General features: G+C 49.3%; 17 protein-coding genes. 13 read left to right on the top strand and 4 right to left on the bottom strand.

All coding sequences use genetic code 11. The features are described from left to right. The first annotated feature begins 25 nt into the window (after window positions 1-25). Both BLU47_RS14625 and BLU47_RS15045 read left to right on the top strand, forming a co-directional pair. On the top strand, window positions 26-142 hold the full coding sequence (locus BLU47_RS14625; RefSeq protein ID WP_176780414.1) for a smalltalk protein: 117 nt from the start codon (window positions 26-28) through the stop codon (window positions 140-142). Between the two features lie 40 nt (window positions 143-182). Continuing rightward, window positions 183-311 (top strand): hypothetical protein, encoded by a 129-nt coding sequence (locus BLU47_RS15045; protein WP_255402054.1) that lies wholly within the window; start codon window positions 183-185, stop codon window positions 309-311. A gap of 7 nt (window positions 312-318) precedes the next feature. Here the strand turns inward: BLU47_RS15045 and BLU47_RS01980 are convergent, their stop codons facing one another. After that, window positions 319-681: a SprT-like domain-containing protein gene (locus tag BLU47_RS01980; RefSeq protein ID WP_091957729.1), complete on the bottom strand. Its 363-nt coding sequence runs from the start codon at window positions 679-681 to the stop codon at window positions 319-321. A 401-nt stretch (window positions 682-1082) separates the two neighbouring features. Here BLU47_RS01980 and BLU47_RS14620 point away from each other — a divergent pair, with 401 nt between their 5' ends. Further along, the gene (locus BLU47_RS14620) at window positions 1083-1253 is read left to right on the top strand and encodes a hypothetical protein (RefSeq protein ID WP_176780413.1); all 171 of its coding nucleotides are present in this window, start codon (window positions 1083-1085) and stop codon (window positions 1251-1253) included. Between the two features lie 80 nt (window positions 1254-1333). Then, window positions 1334-1840, top strand: a complete 507-nt coding sequence (locus BLU47_RS01970) for a GNAT family N-acetyltransferase (RefSeq protein WP_176780412.1) — start codon at window positions 1334-1336, stop codon at window positions 1838-1840. 24 nt (window positions 1841-1864) lie between these two features. Here the strand turns inward: BLU47_RS01970 and BLU47_RS01965 are convergent, their stop codons facing one another. Next, the gene (locus tag BLU47_RS01965) at window positions 1865-2464 is read right to left on the bottom strand and encodes a macro domain-containing protein (protein WP_091957720.1); all 600 of its coding nucleotides are present in this window, start codon (window positions 2462-2464) and stop codon (window positions 1865-1867) included. Window positions 2465-2486: 22 nt separating this feature from the next. Between BLU47_RS01965 and BLU47_RS01960 the strand changes: the two genes are divergently transcribed. Further along, window positions 2487-3683: an L-serine ammonia-lyase, iron-sulfur-dependent, subunit alpha gene (locus BLU47_RS01960; RefSeq protein ID WP_091957718.1), complete on the top strand. Its 1197-nt coding sequence runs from the start codon at window positions 2487-2489 to the stop codon at window positions 3681-3683. Window positions 3684-3707: 24 nt separating this feature from the next. Beyond that, window positions 3708-4187, top strand: a complete 480-nt coding sequence (locus tag BLU47_RS01955) for a GNAT family N-acetyltransferase (RefSeq protein ID WP_091957715.1) — start codon at window positions 3708-3710, stop codon at window positions 4185-4187. Window positions 4188-4284: 97 nt separating this feature from the next. Here BLU47_RS01955 and BLU47_RS01950 read toward each other — a convergent pair whose 3' ends face one another. Beyond that, window positions 4285-4845, bottom strand: coding sequence for a M48 family metallopeptidase (locus BLU47_RS01950; protein WP_091957713.1), 561 nt, complete (start codon window positions 4843-4845; stop codon window positions 4285-4287). Between the two features lie 194 nt (window positions 4846-5039). On the opposite strand from BLU47_RS01950, the gene BLU47_RS01945 reads away from it, so the two are divergent. Continuing rightward, the gene (locus tag BLU47_RS01945; RefSeq protein ID WP_091957710.1) at window positions 5040-5483 is read left to right on the top strand and encodes a MarR family winged helix-turn-helix transcriptional regulator; all 444 of its coding nucleotides are present in this window, start codon (window positions 5040-5042) and stop codon (window positions 5481-5483) included. Between the two features lie 47 nt (window positions 5484-5530). After that, window positions 5531-7399, top strand: a complete 1869-nt coding sequence (locus tag BLU47_RS01940; RefSeq protein ID WP_091957708.1) for a TonB-dependent receptor plug domain-containing protein — start codon at window positions 5531-5533, stop codon at window positions 7397-7399. A gap of 83 nt (window positions 7400-7482) precedes the next feature. Here BLU47_RS01940 and BLU47_RS01935 read toward each other — a convergent pair whose 3' ends face one another. Beyond that, the gene (locus BLU47_RS01935) at window positions 7483-9441 is read right to left on the bottom strand and encodes a M13 family metallopeptidase (protein WP_091957705.1); all 1959 of its coding nucleotides are present in this window, start codon (window positions 9439-9441) and stop codon (window positions 7483-7485) included. Window positions 9442-9596: 155 nt separating this feature from the next. Here BLU47_RS01935 and BLU47_RS01930 point away from each other — a divergent pair, with 155 nt between their 5' ends. The 5 genes from BLU47_RS01930 to thrC all read left to right on the top strand — a co-directional run bounded on the left by BLU47_RS01930 (window position 9597) and on the right by thrC (window position 13860). Next, window positions 9597-10259 carry a B3/B4 domain-containing protein gene (locus BLU47_RS01930; protein ID WP_091957703.1) on the top strand — a complete coding sequence of 221 codons (663 nt, stop codon included), beginning with the start codon at window positions 9597-9599 and terminating at the stop codon, window positions 10257-10259. Window positions 10260-10270: 11 nt separating this feature from the next. Next, on the top strand, window positions 10271-10678 hold the full coding sequence (locus BLU47_RS01925; RefSeq protein ID WP_091957700.1) for a PaaI family thioesterase: 408 nt from the start codon (window positions 10271-10273) through the stop codon (window positions 10676-10678). 278 nt (window positions 10679-10956) lie between these two features. Further along, window positions 10957-11661, top strand: coding sequence for a 4Fe-4S binding protein (locus BLU47_RS01920; protein ID WP_091958323.1), 705 nt, complete (start codon window positions 10957-10959; stop codon window positions 11659-11661). Between the two features lie 66 nt (window positions 11662-11727). Then, window positions 11728-12327 (top strand): formate/nitrite transporter family protein, encoded by a 600-nt coding sequence (locus BLU47_RS01915; RefSeq protein ID WP_091957698.1) that lies wholly within the window; start codon window positions 11728-11730, stop codon window positions 12325-12327. 228 nt (window positions 12328-12555) lie between these two features. Continuing rightward, window positions 12556-13860 carry a threonine synthase gene (gene thrC, locus BLU47_RS01910; RefSeq protein WP_091957695.1) on the top strand — a complete coding sequence of 435 codons (1305 nt, stop codon included), beginning with the start codon at window positions 12556-12558 and terminating at the stop codon, window positions 13858-13860. Window positions 13861-13959: the final 99 nt, after the last annotated feature.

Genomic DNA, 13959 nt, shown 5'->3' with positions numbered 1-13959 from the left:
GAATTGAATCTTTAATCTTTAATCTATGAAACGGGAGACTTGGAAGACGATTTTGCAGTTTATTGTCAGTATTCTGACGGCTGCACTGACGGCATTTGGCACGGCATCGTGTATGGGACACGGTCCACTGGCGCTGCTTTAGGCGCACGGTGGTGACAACAAAAAATCCCCGACCTGCAGGAATGCAAGCCGGGGATTATCATGGTGGGTCCGTCTCTTACTTCTTCTTCATGATGATGACGATAACAGCATCGTCGCCCAACATGGGGGTAGGAATCGTGAGCGACAGCGTCTTTTCATCGTTCTTGTAAGTCAGCTTCAGCTCTGAGCCATCGCCATAAACTCAGGGCCATGGTCAGAACTCTTAATACCAAATAAACGAAGGAAACGGCTAAAGGCAGAACATTCACTGGGATTATTAAGATATAGATAGTAATGAATCATTTCATGAACCATAATGTTTCGGAATGTCTTTTCATCGAAATCGAAGTAGTCGGACATAAGAATCGACATGTAACGCTTTTTGACCGGCTTGTTCTTTTCTCCCCAGCGATACTCAAACTTACCCAGATTTCGATAGGTATGCATGAGACCAAACTTGGGCGTTCGCAACTGGTGGTTGAAGTACAATTGGTTACACTCCCAGAACATGTGAGGCATCGTGTTGTAATCTGCTATCATTATCAATCAATATTTAGTAAGACGCTGCAAAATTAGCGATTAAATTGCAATCACATTGTAAGTTTATAGGTATAGAGATTACTACTTCTCAAAGTTTTTTTGTAACTTTGTAAGAATTCGCAGGATTTCTTTAAATAAAGGCAGTCTGGGGAATTGAAGAAATAGCGGGTTACGAATAGGAGACCGTACTCAATTCCACGTTCTGCTATAAATTGCTATCAATGAGCACCCGTTACTGAGTCACCAGCCGTTTTATGACTCGTTGTCGAGGACAAAAGTACACATTATAATTGAAATGAGCAAATATTTATGCGATTTTTGGTAAAAATCATTGTTTTATAGAAAAAAAGAGCTATATTTGCAACCGATAAGAGACATTATTTGATTTGGAGGACGTAGTTATGTTAGGAGTTAATTCACCAAGAGAGCCGATTACACCTGAGTTTTCTAAGAAAATTCGGGCTGCATTATGGCGTGCAACGACTGGCAACCTGACTCCAGAGGAAAAGGATGCCATTCGCAGGGGACGTGAAGCCCGCAAGAGATGGAAGATTGTATGGGAGGACAAGTAAACTCATTTCTTCAAGAATTGCGGGTTAAGCCACTCCATGATTTCCATTGCCTCGAAACGTTTTGCTCAGGCGTCGAGTCAATGGACATTTTTATTCGTAATGATTTCCGCATGAGCGTTGAGAACCATTATTGTGCCGCTTATGTGGTAACATATCAAGATGAGGTTGTGGCAGTATTTGCCTTAAGCTTTGACTCTCTCGACCTTGATTCAGATGACAAGGAAGAACTTGAGGCGGGAATATCATCTACAGGAACACCAGACGTAGATTGGAACTACAAGGACACATTCTATTCAAAGCCACGGTATCCCGCACTTGATATTGCTTATCTTGCTGTCCAAGAAAAGTGGCGGGGACAAGGTGTGGGACATCTTTTAGTAGATACCATTGCAGAGCAAGCCCGTTCTCAGACATTTGCAGGATGTCAGTTCCTGACTGTTGAGGCTTTGGCTACTAGCGAATATAGTGCAGTAGGCTTTTATCAACGATGTGGATTTACTGCCAACGAGGTTCGTAAACCATATAAAGACACACTTCGTATGTTCCGTACTCTGTATGCCAACGAGGAAGAGTACGTTGACGAGTAGTGATAGTAAAGTGTATCACTCTCATCATTGATAATACTTCACATCTGCTTCCGTAAAGCAACACACAATCACTTCACCCTGATAGCCATTCTCAATATGCTTGGTCAGCACCTGGCGAGCAATTATGGCCGCCTCTGCCTTTGGGAATCCATAAACTCCGGTACTGATACAGGAGAAAGCGATGCTCTTCAAGTTATTTTCCTCAGCCAGTTTCATGGCCGTATCGTAACAAGAGGCTAGTAATTCCCGTTCATAATTATTGCCACCATACCATATTGGCCCAACAGTATGAATTACCTTCTTACAAGGCAAGTTATATGCATCCGTCATTTTGCTCTGTTCAGTTTCACAACCTCCCAGCGTTCTACACTCCTTCAACAGGCCTGGTCCTGCCGCACGATGTATGGCACCATCAACGCCGCCACCTCCCAGCAATGTTTTGTTTGCCGCATTCACTATCGCATCCCCATTCAGATTCAGGTGATACAGGAAGGAAATAATTCGAGCAGTAAATAGAAAATAAACAATCTTTGAAGGGATTTTTTGAAGATTATGTAGATAAATGGCCAAAAATCGAAAAGAAATGTGTAAGTTTGCAAGCAATAACAATAGTTTAATCGACATAAAGAATAAAACGAATTAAAATATGAAATCACTCAGAGAACTATTCCGTATCGGAAAAGGCCCGTCAAGCAGTCACACGATGGGACCAGACAATGCAGCACGTATCTATGCCAAGCGCCATCCCGAGGCCAAGAGCTTCGAAGTAACCCTTTACGGCAGTCTCGCTGCTACGGGAAAAGGTCACATGACCGATGTCGCCATCATTGACGTGCTTAGTAAGATAGCCCCAGTGAACATCGTCTGGCAACCCAAGATATTCCTGCCGTTCCATCCCAACGGCATGAAGTTCACAGCTGATGGAGGCGACGAGTGGACGGTATATAGCGTAGGCGGCGGTGCACTTTCTGAAGGCAAGGCAGAAGGTGACATGTTCGCTGCTGGCGGCGATGTCTATGAGATGCACAAGATCAAGGACATCATGGCGTGGTGCAAGAAAACAGGCCATGGCTACTGGGAATATGTGGAACAGTGTGAAGGACCGGAAATCTGGGATTTTCTGAAGGAAGTCTTTGATACGATGGAAAAAGCCGTAGAACGAGGTCTCGATGCAGAAGGCGCCCTGCCTGGTCCGTTGGGTCTTGCGCGCAAGGCTGTATCTTATCATGTGAAGGCACAAGGATACAATGAAACTGCCCGTTACAGTGCCCTACTCTATTCCTATGCATTGGCAGTCATTGAGGAGAATGCCTGTGGAGGCACGATTGTGACGGCTCCCACCTGTGGCAGTTGTGGTGTTCTTCCTGCCATTCTCTATGCGGCCTATCACGATCTGGGATTCTCTAAGCAGCGTGTACTGAGAGCCCTTGCTACAGCTGGACTCTTTGGCAACGTGATTAAGCACAATGCCAGCATCAGCGGCGCGGAAGTGGGATGTCAGGGCGAGGTGGGCGTAGCCTGTGCCATGGCCGCTGCAGCCGGTTGCCAGCTGTGGGGAGGCAGTCCCAACCAGATAGAATATGCTGCGGAAATGGGACTGGAGCATCACCTCGGCATGACCTGTGACCCCATCTGCGGATTGGTTCAGATTCCCTGTATCGAGCGCAATGCCTTTGCTGCCGCACGTGCTGCCGATGCGACATTCTATGCTATCACTTCCGACGGTAACCACCGCATTTCATTCGACCATGTGGTGGAGGTGATGAAACGCACAGGACACGACTTGCCCTCGCTTTACAAGGAGACAAGCGAAGGTGGACTTGCCTTGGAGTATAAAGAGTAATGTAAAATACGATTCTGATGAGATATGAAGAAAAATGTAGAGATACGCAAGGCAGAACGGCAGGATGTACCCTTGCTGCTGGAGTTCATACGGGGAATAGCCAAATACGGCAAGATGGAGAACGAGGTGGTGGCATCGCCTAATGTGCTGGAACAGGAAATGTTTGATGAACACAGAGCAGAGGCGGTGTTTGTCGTAGTAGATGGTCGTGAAGTAGGCTTTGCGCTCTACTTCTACAACTTCTCAACTTTCATCGGACACTCAGGACTGTATCTGGAGGACTTGTTTGTTTGGCCGGAAGAGCGAGGTAAAGGGTATGGGAAGGCCTTGCTGCTGCATCTGGTGAAGATAGCCAATGAGCATCATTGCGGAAGAATGGAGTGGATGAGCCTCGACTGGAACAAGCCCGCCAATGACTTCTATCGTTCACTCGGTGCCGTACCGATAGACGACTGTACGGTGTTTCGGCTGGACGCTGCGGCGATGGAACGGCTCAGCAAATAAATGCACAGGAACGTTTCGCTGTGCATTTATTTGTGGTTTGCCTATTGTGTTATTTTCATTTCCTTGCCATCCACGAACAATCGATGGCCGTTGGTTTTTAATAAAACTTCACGCACTTAATCGTAGCCCTGCGAGCTTCCTTCCAACGGGGGAAGAACTTGTCCATCAGTGCATGGAAACGGGCATTGTGGCTGGGTTCCAACAGATGGCACAGCTCATGAACCACGACATGCTCGACACACCATTCGGGCAACAGTAGCAGATAGGCGGAGAAGCAGATGGACTTTTCCCTGATATGGCAGACGCCCCATCGTGAGATCATCGCCTTGTAATAGATAGACGAAGGTTGCACACCCATCTCCTTGGAGTGACGATCAACCATCGGCTCTATCAAGGCTTTCAGTCGTCGCAGGGCATCGTCAGCCTGTTCTCTCGTCCTTAGCGGTAACTGATTATAAAAGTCAGCCCTGCGTTGCTGACTCTCACAGGTTTTCTTCCGTGCCTTGGCTATCCAGTCGCGATGTTCCTCGACGAACCGCTCCACCTCAGACTTAGGTATGCCGATAGGTGCCGACACATGTACATCGCCGTTTTTCACGATGCGCATTGACAGTCTCCTCGTTCTCCTGTATGTCACCTGTATGGTCATGTCAGTCATGCGAAAACAAAAATACGCACAAAATCCCTAACGCCCAAACTTTTTCGGATAATTGTGCAAACAATGAGCGCTTTTTAACATAAAAGCACACTAAATGTCGCCTACGATATTTTGTTAATCATTCTTAAAGTTTTAGGTAAATCGCTTACGATATAAAATATTCTTCTTACCTTTGCACCTGTAAAGAAAAATGAATTATGCACGCAGAATTACAGCTTGACAATCAGATTTGCTTCCGTCTCTACACGGCATCAAGACTCATCACGCAGGCATATACGCCGATGCTCACGGAACTGGGCATCACGTACCCGCAATACCTTGTACTGATGGTGCTCTGGGAGAAAGACTGCCAGCCGGTAAACGACATCGCTCGCAGGCTGGTGCTGGAGACGAACACGGTGACTCCCCTACTCCAACGCATGGAGAAGCAGGGCCTTGTCACCCGCAAGAAGGGCGAGCAGGACAAGCGTCAGCAGATTGTTAGCCTCACCGACAAAGGTCGCGACATGGAGGAACAAGCCTACAAACTCATCCCTGCCGGCATGGGAGAAACGCTGAAGGCCTGTCCGCTCCGGATGGAAGACTATACGCATCTGGCCAGTGAACTTGATTCTATCGTCGGCGCATTAAAGAAATAAAATCATCCAGGAGCGTGAAGTAAAATAGCAAGAGCAAACAAACGAAAATGAAGAAAATCATTGTCTTAACAACATTCAGCATAATGACTGCCGTCAGTGGGGCGCAGACCGCAGACTCACTGGCTTTGCAGGAAGTTGTAGTAACAGGAACAAGAAACGCAACAGACGTACGATATTTGCCGATGACGGTGAATGTGATTGGACGACAGCAGCTGACAGAACAGCATCAAACGAGTGTACTGCCGACGGTTATGCAACAGGTGCCAGGCTTCTTTGTCACCTCGCGCTCGATGATGGGTTATGGTGTTTCAACGGGTGCAGCAGGAGGTATCAACCTACGTGGTATCTCGGGTGGTGCTGGTCAGCTACTCGTCCTTATCGACGGTCATCCACAGTATCAGGGAATCTACGGACACCCCATCTCCGACAGCTATCAGGCTCTGATGGCTGAGCGCATCGAGGTGTTGCGTGGTCCTGCATCGGTACTCTACGGAAGCAATGCGATGGGTGGTGTGATGAACATCGTGACCCGTCAGTCTCGTGTGGATGGTGTCCGCACCGACATCAACCTTGGCGCAGGAAGCTATGGTACCATCCAGGCCGAGGCGTCCAACCAGGTGCGTAGTGGAAAGTTCAACAGCACGGTGTCTGCCCAGTATGGTCGCACCGACAACCACCGTCCACGCATGGGCTTCGAGCAGTATGGCGGTTACCTGAAGCTGGGCTATGACTTCAACGACCACTGGAATGCCTATGTCGACGCCAACATCACACACTTCAACGCGTCGCATCCAGGAACGGAAAGCAGTCCTCTCTACGACGCCAACCAATGGATTACCCGTGGTGTCGTGTCAGCAGCCTTGGAGAACCATTACGGCAACACCAGCGGTGCCATCTCCGTCTATTCAAACTTCGGACGCCATAAGATTGACGACGGCACTGCCGACGCCAGCAAGCCCACACAGCGCTATTTCCGTTCCAAGGACGCACTGACGGGCGTGTCATGGTATCAGAGCGTGCAGCTGTTCGAGGGCAACCGTCTGACTGCAGGCATGGACTACATGCACATCTACGGTTACGCCTACTACACTTCGAAGGCCACTGGCGACGTGATGGACACGCCCAACAAGCAGAGCGGCAAGTCGTATCGCAATGAGATAGCAGGCTATGTGGACTTCCGTCAGGACCTGCTGCAATGGCTCACCATCGATGCCGGTATCCGCATGGATCATCACTCCATCACTGGAACGGAGTGGATACCACAGGCTGGTATCGTGGTCCGTCCGATGGAGACCGGTGAGATCAAGGCGATGGCAAGCAAGGGATTCCGCAATCCCACCATGCGCGAGATGTACCTCTATCCCCCTTCAAACACGGATTTGAAGCCAGAGCGTCTCTGGAACTACGAGCTCTCATGGCGCCACCGTTTTGAGGCGTTCAACTACGGGCTGAACCTCTACTATATCAAGGGTGACAACATGATTCAGACCGTCCCCGTAGACGGCAAGCCACGCAATGTGAACACGGGAGAGATCGAGAACTACGGTGCCGAACTGGAAGCCCAGTATCGCATCAACAGCCATTGGACGCTCTCCACCAACCACTCGCTGCTGCACATGAAGAACGCCGTGGTGGCTGCTCCAAACTACAAGGGTTTCCTGGGTGCCGACTACCGCTGCGACAAGCTGACGGTGAATGCCGGTCTGCAATACATCGGTGGACTATATACTGCCGTCGGCGATGCCGAGCAGAAGGAGAACTTCTGTCTGCTGAACCTGTCGGTCAGCTACGCACTGACTCGTAACCTGGCACTCTGGGCACGTGGTGAGAACCTGCTGGCGCAGGGCTACGAGATCAACCTGGGCTATCCCATGCCCCGTGCAACGATGATGGGTGGCGTAAGTATCAATTTCTAATTATGTCTTGTGGTTATAACACCTCAGTTTTCGGATTAATTCTTCATTTTACAGGCAAAAAAGAACGAAAATAAACAGTCAGCTTACCATATTTCTATGCGCTCCTCGGGTTTGAGGAAGCGCTTGCCGTTCTGGATATGGAAGACTCGGTAGAACTCGTTGAGCTGATAGACATTGCCGAGGACGCGGACGGGCGACAGGGAATGGTCGGAAGTCAGGAATCCACGCTGATAATTCTCGCTGGAGTTCTCCATCCACAGATAGCCAAAGGCACGGAAGTAGTCGCGTGTCTGACGGTCGCGCTCAGCACCAGAGACACCTTTCTTGTCGAGCAGCTTCATCAGGGCATCGTAGCCGATGTAGAGACCTCCCAGGTCGGCAATGTTCTCGTCGCGTGTCAGCAGTCCGTTACAGGTATAGACGCCGTAGGTCTGCTTGTTGAAGAAGTCTATCTGCTTCTGACTGAGCTTGGCGAAGGCCTCTGCGTCGGCAGGCAGCATCCACGCCTTCTTCAAACCGTCCTTGTCATAGTCCTTGCCAGCCATGTCGAAGCCGTGCGTCATCTCGTGACCAATGATAGCGCCGAGGGTTCCGTAATTGAAGGCGTCGCTCCTCTTGGCGTCGAACATAGGTTGCTTGAGCGCATTGGTCGTGATGAGTATGTTGTTGTTGGAACGCTGATAGTAGGCGTTGTTTTGGAAGGACGGCGTGCTTATCTCGCTGCTATAGAAGAAGTCGTAGGGGTCTTTGCTGCCCAGCTTCTTCAAGATGATCTGGAACATCTGCTTGTAGATGGAGCAGATATCCTCATAGTACGACGACTTCTGGGCTGTCAGCTTGGGCATCCATTCGTCGCGACGGCTCTCGTCGTCGGTCCATCCTATCATCAGCATCATGGCATCCAGTTTCTCGATGGCTCTGGCCTTCGACACGTCACTCATCCAGGTGAGCTTGTTGATGCGCTCACGGAAGGCTTCGCGATACTCCTTTGCCATCTCGACGGCTGCTGTGCGATTGGCAGCAGGGATGGTCTTGTTATAGAGTGCACTGAGACGGACGTTCAGCGGGTTATAGTCGCCCATGAGGAATACCTTGATGGCATCCTCGGCTTTTGCTTCCGGATTGAGAATGATGAAGTCGTCGTCACGGTTGACCATCACATACTTGGTGAAGCGTTTCAGGTCGGCAAGTGACATGTCGGCGAAGAACTGGTTGATGTTTTTGTAGTCTTCCAGCAAGGACGTGAGCTCGCCGGCACCGTAGCCCGTACACTGGAGCATGAGTACCAGGGGGGCATTGCTGGAGGCTCGACGCCCTGCACCGGATGAGTGCGACAGGTAGAGCGACTCGTCGAAAGTCCGGCAGGCAGAGCCACCGAGGGCCTTCTTCTCCTTGGCAACGAGCGTGGTCCAGTCATTGATGACCTTTTCCATCTGAACGGCTTCCTCCCGACTGAATTGATAACGGTCTTTCAGCGCCTCATTTTCCATCGTGAAGTGGTCTGGCTCCGGCAGGGAGACGACTATCTCGACCCTCCGACAGAAGGGAGACGGAACGAGGACGAAGGGGCTGCTATAGCCTTCTATCATCAGCTCGCCCATCTTTTTATACATATCCTCTTTCGTGGCAACGGCATCGATGGCAGCCAGCTTCTGCATGAGCAGCTTTAAGTCGGCAGATGCGGCAGAGGGGTTGAAGTCGCTCTTCAGTCGCTTGAACACCTCGTCGCCAGCAATGATAGCCTCCACGTTGTCGATGAAATCTTTGCTCTTCTCGCTAAAGACGCTGTACGTCCCATTCACAGACTCGCCATAGCTCAGCGGATTTTCAGCCAACCACTTGCCGACGGCATATTGGTAGAAATCGTCGCCGGCAAAGGTATTCATATCCATATAGGGTGTGAATTCGGATGACTCGACGATGTTCTTGTGTTCGTTATACTGCAGAACTATTTCATGGTCTTCGACACTACACGACATCAACGACCAAGAAAAAATGCCTGCCAGCATCAGCACAGCTGTAAGGGAATGATATTTTCTCATATTTTTATCAGATTATTTGCATAAATAGGGTACAAAATTAAACAGAATTATGCTAACGTCCAACTTTTTTCGGAAAAACATGTCAATTACGAACGATTTTTTGTACTTTTGCAAAAATTAGACAAATTGATCAATATAACTAAACAATTGCGATGATGAAAGTCGTTGTTTCCCCTGAGATTGGAGCCGTGTGCCCTGAATTTGTTGGTGCTTGCATTGAAGCTTCTGTTGTCAACACCCCGTATTGCGAACCTCTTTGGCAAGAGATAGAACAGCTGGGCGCTCGCTTCCGCCAAGAGCTGACCACAGAGACGCTGAAGGACATGACCAGCATATCTGCCACGCGTCGAATCTATAAGGCTTGCGGAAAGGACCCCTCACGCTATCGTCCTGCTTCAGAGGCGCTCATCCGCCGTCTGCTCCAAGGAAAAGAACTGTATCAGCGCGACACCCTGGTCGATTTGGTTAACCTGGCATCCATTGCCTACGGCTACAGCATTGGCGGTTTTGATGCCGACAGGTTTGTGGGCGACACGCTGACCCTGGGAATAGGACGTGAAGGTGAGCCCTATGAAGGTATCGGACGCGGGCTAATAAACATCCACGGCCTGCCTGTATATCGCGATGCCGAAGGAGGTGTCGGCACCCCTACCAGCGATCATGAGCGCACCAAGATGACGATGGACACACGGCATCTAGTAGTGCTCATCAACGGCTACGATGGCAACAAACAGCGTGTGGAGGAGAATGCGCAGTACATTCAAGAACTGCTACGCAAATATGCTCAGAGTGACGGCGGACAGTATCATATGTATTAACCTATAGGGATATGGACATCAAAGAAACACTTAATCAGACCGACCGCTTCGCTGCTGCTACAGGCTGTCGTATCACAGAGGCTGACAACCATCATGCTGTGACGGTGATGACGGTCACCAAAGACCACCTGAACGGCGGCAATGTATGCCAAGGAGGTGCGCTGTTTACCTTGGCAGACCTGGCTATTGCGGCACTGATGAACCATGCCGGTCAACTCACTTTCGGCATCAGCAATTCCATCATGTTCGTTGCCAGTGCTCATGAAGGCGACACGCTACGAGCCGAAGCCGTATTCGTGTCGGACCATCATAAGATTCCATCGGTGGAAGTACGCGTAGAAAACCAGGACGGCGTCCTGATTTGCCACATCACCGGAATGGGATACCGCAAATCGACGCCGCTTCCTGATACTTTGTAAAGGCAACGAGCGCAGGTGGCTTTGTTGCCTGACGATTATATCTTTGTCATTTCAAAAGTGGCGGTATAGTGGCTATTAAAGTAATTACACAACGACGTGAAGGATGATTGTTAGAAAATGCTCTCTTCCTCAGAAAGCTGCCGGCGCTTGCGCCTCATTTCGCGAAACTCACTCATGTGATTCCTAATATTTCGTTAAAACTTGGGACAAAGGTAATAATAATAATTCTATTTTTTGTAACTTTGCCGAAATATTAGTAAAATGAACAAAAAATGATTATGCAACAGAAAAAGAACTTCCATCGGCACTTTGCGACACCAGGATTAAACCTCTATTGGATCATCATCGCGTATATCATCGTCGGATGGTTCTATCCTGTCATAGGACTCATCGCACTCATCTGCATGATTGGTCCCGTGATGACCAGCATCTGGAAAGGGCGCTGGTGGTGCGGACATGTGTGTCCTCGCGGCAACATGTACGATCGTCTGCTATCGAAATACTCACCCCACAAGCCGATACCGGCATTCGTGCGTACGTTTGGCTTCCGCCTGTTCATGGTGTTCTTTATCTTCAGCATGTTTGGCATCCAGCTAACATTCACCGTTCCCTGGAGCGAAGGCGGATTGGCAATGTGGGGTGGCATTGGGCGTGTGTTCTGGACGATTATCGTGGTGACTACCATTGTCGGCGTTACGCTGAGTTTCATCTATGCGCCACGCACCTGGTGCTCGTTCTGTCCGATGGGAACTATCTCCCGCTGGGTGGCTCCCAAGAAAGCACCGCTGCCCAAGGTTTTTACAAACATCCATGTTTCGAGTGCCTGTCAGATGAAGTGCAAGAGCTGTGCCCGTGTCTGTCCGATGCAACTCACGCCCTACGACAGTCGTGGACAGGAAATAGGCTATCTCGATCCAGACTGTCTGAAATGTGGTAAGTGTACGCTGGCCTGTCCTACGAAGATCATGACATTGAAACACTAAACATCAAAACAATATGAATCCGATGTTACACATATATTTCAGGATTTTTTTCGTAACTTTGCACCCATGAAACAGGAAATAGCCATTCTACGTTCAGCCATTATTGCAGGCATATGTATCTCTATAGGCTGTGTTGTCAACCTCCGTGTTGGCGGTGTTGCAGGTGCCGTATTATTCGCTTTCGGCCTCCTTGCCGTCGTCCATTACAAACTGAAGCTCTATACAGGCACTGCCGGCTTTATCCGTGCCAAGGGCGACTGGTCTATGCTTGGAGCCGTGCTTATCGGTAATATCGTGGGCTGTGCACTTACTGCCCTGGCATGTACCTATGCCCAGCCCGACATACTGCCTCCCGACCTTGCTATCGTTCAGTCCAGACTGGCAAAAGGCCCCCTTGCCTGCTTCCTGCTCGCCATAGGATGCGGTTTCATCATGACCACAGCCGTCCAATTCGGGCGCGAAGGGAAATTCCTTCCCCTACTCTTCGGCGTCCCTGTCTTCATCCTCTGTGGCTTTGCCCACTCCGTTGCTGACGCCTTTTATTTTCTGGCCGTTCCAGAGCTGTACAGCATTGATTTGCTGATTGTATATATTGCTGAGGTGCTGGGTAATTTTGCGGGCTGCAACCTTTACCGATGGGTCATCGCTAAGCAAGACCATATTTAGTTTACCTACGGCTCTTTGGTGTTCATGTGTTTGAGGTAATGAAAGACGTGATGGGCGAGCAATTACAGTCTTTTAGATGTGGAACTGTCATAGCATAGATCTTTACAAAATGGAATCATCGCATTAGGCAACACGGTCTCCACGGAAATTGTTTTCAAATTATTCGTCATTAATTTGGTTATTTGACGGATTTGCATTAATTTTGCACAAACATTTTTTGAAGAACTTATGAAGTATTACAGCACAAATGGAAAAGCACCGCTTGCCAGTCTGGAGAAAGCGGTGGTGAAAGGACTAGCAGAGGATCGCGGACTTTACATGCCGGAGCGTATCGAGAAGATGCCGAAGGCTTTCTTCGAGAATATGAGCAACATGTCGTTTCAGGACATTGCTTATAACGTGGCCAGTAATTTCTTCGGTGAAGATGTTGACGAAGATGCACTACAAGACATTGTCTATGACACGTTGAGCTTCGACTGTCCGGTAGTCAAGGTCACGGACAACATCTACTCGCTGGAACTGTTTCACGGCCCTACCCTCGCCTTCAAGGATGTCGGCGCACGATTCATGGCGCGACTGCTGGGATATTTCATCGGCAAATCAGGAAAATCAGGATTGGTAAACGTACTTGTTGCCACCAGCGGCGATACAGGATCGGCAGTAGCCAACGGATTCCTGGGTGTTGAGGGCATCCATGTCTACGTACTCTATCCGAAGGGCAAGGTAAGTCCCATCCAGGAGTGCCAATTCACGACGCTGGGTCAGAACATCACGGCTATCGAGGTGGATGGTGTGTTCGACGACTGTCAGGCACTGGTGAAGTCGGCATTCATGGACGACGAACTGAACAAGCACATGAAGCTGACATCAGCCAACTCCATCAATGTAGCCCGCTTCCTGCCCCAGTCCTTTTATTATTTTAACGCGTACGCCCGCATGAAGGAAAAACTGAACGGCAACAAACTCGTGATGTGTGTGCCCTCAGGCAACTTCGGCAACATCTGCTCCGCTCTGTTCGGACATGAGATGGGACTACCCATCGACCGCTTCATAGCCGCCAACAATGCCAACGACGTGTTCTACAACTACCTGCAGACCGGTCAGTACAACCCGAAGCCGAGTGTACAGACGCTAGCCAACGCCATGGACGTAGGCGACCCCTCGAACTTCGCACGCATCTACGACCTGTACGGCAAGTCGCATGCACGCATCAGCCAGCTCATCAGTGGTGCTACCTATAGCGACGAACAGATAGCCGAGACCATGCGCCAATGCTATAACGAAACGGGCTATATACTTGATCCTCACGGCGCTTGCGGCTATCGCGCACTAAAAGAAGGACTAAAAGAAGGTGAAATTGGCGTGTTCTGCGAGACCGCCCATCCGGCTAAGTTCAAAGAGAAGGTGGATGCCATTCTGGGTGCTGACATCGAGATACCAGCCCGTCTTCGTGCCTTTATGGACGGTGAGAAGCAAAGTGTGGAGATGAGCAAGGACTTTGCCGACTTCAAGCAATACCTGATGCATCAATAATAGGGATATTTGCAAACGTTAACGTAATATTTCAATATAAAATAGAACATATTTCAGAAATAATCACTAACTTTGCAGCATATTAAAAACAAACTATTA

Source organism: Prevotella sp. tc2-28, assembly GCF_900107705.1.
Taxonomy (GTDB): domain Bacteria; phylum Bacteroidota; class Bacteroidia; order Bacteroidales; family Bacteroidaceae; genus Prevotella.
This window is presented reverse-complemented; position numbering and strand designations above follow the sequence as displayed.

Bases quoted from the DNA above. Each gene is read 5' to 3' on its own strand.
- BLU47_RS14625 (WP_176780414.1), top strand. From the start codon at position 26: ATGAAACGGGAGACTTGGAAGACGATTTTGCAGTTTATTGTCAGTATT.
- BLU47_RS15045 (WP_255402054.1), top strand. From the start codon at position 183: ATGCAAGCCGGGGATTATCATGGTGGGTCCGTCTCTTACTTCTTCTTC.
- BLU47_RS01980 (WP_091957729.1), bottom strand. From the start codon at position 681: ATGATAGCAGATTACAACACGATGCCTCACATGTTCTGGGAGTGTAAC.
- BLU47_RS14620 (WP_176780413.1), top strand. From the start codon at position 1,083: ATGTTAGGAGTTAATTCACCAAGAGAGCCGATTACACCTGAGTTTTCT.
- BLU47_RS01970 (WP_176780412.1), top strand. From the start codon at position 1,334: ATGGACATTTTTATTCGTAATGATTTCCGCATGAGCGTTGAGAACCAT.
- BLU47_RS01965 (WP_091957720.1), bottom strand. From the start codon at position 2,464: ATGTCGATTAAACTATTGTTATTGCTTGCAAACTTACACATTTCTTTT.
- BLU47_RS01960 (WP_091957718.1), top strand. From the start codon at position 2,487: ATGAAATCACTCAGAGAACTATTCCGTATCGGAAAAGGCCCGTCAAGC.
- BLU47_RS01955 (WP_091957715.1), top strand. From the start codon at position 3,708: ATGAAGAAAAATGTAGAGATACGCAAGGCAGAACGGCAGGATGTACCC.
- BLU47_RS01950 (WP_091957713.1), bottom strand. From the start codon at position 4,845: ATGACTGACATGACCATACAGGTGACATACAGGAGAACGAGGAGACTG.
- BLU47_RS01940 (WP_091957708.1), top strand. From the start codon at position 5,531: ATGAAGAAAATCATTGTCTTAACAACATTCAGCATAATGACTGCCGTC.
- BLU47_RS01935 (WP_091957705.1), bottom strand. From the start codon at position 9,441: ATGAGAAAATATCATTCCCTTACAGCTGTGCTGATGCTGGCAGGCATT.
- BLU47_RS01930 (WP_091957703.1), top strand. From the start codon at position 9,597: ATGAAAGTCGTTGTTTCCCCTGAGATTGGAGCCGTGTGCCCTGAATTT.
- BLU47_RS01925 (WP_091957700.1), top strand. From the start codon at position 10,271: ATGGACATCAAAGAAACACTTAATCAGACCGACCGCTTCGCTGCTGCT.
- BLU47_RS01920 (WP_091958323.1), top strand. From the start codon at position 10,957: ATGCAACAGAAAAAGAACTTCCATCGGCACTTTGCGACACCAGGATTA.
- BLU47_RS01915 (WP_091957698.1), top strand. From the start codon at position 11,728: ATGAAACAGGAAATAGCCATTCTACGTTCAGCCATTATTGCAGGCATA.
- thrC (WP_091957695.1), top strand. From the start codon at position 12,556: ATGAAGTATTACAGCACAAATGGAAAAGCACCGCTTGCCAGTCTGGAG.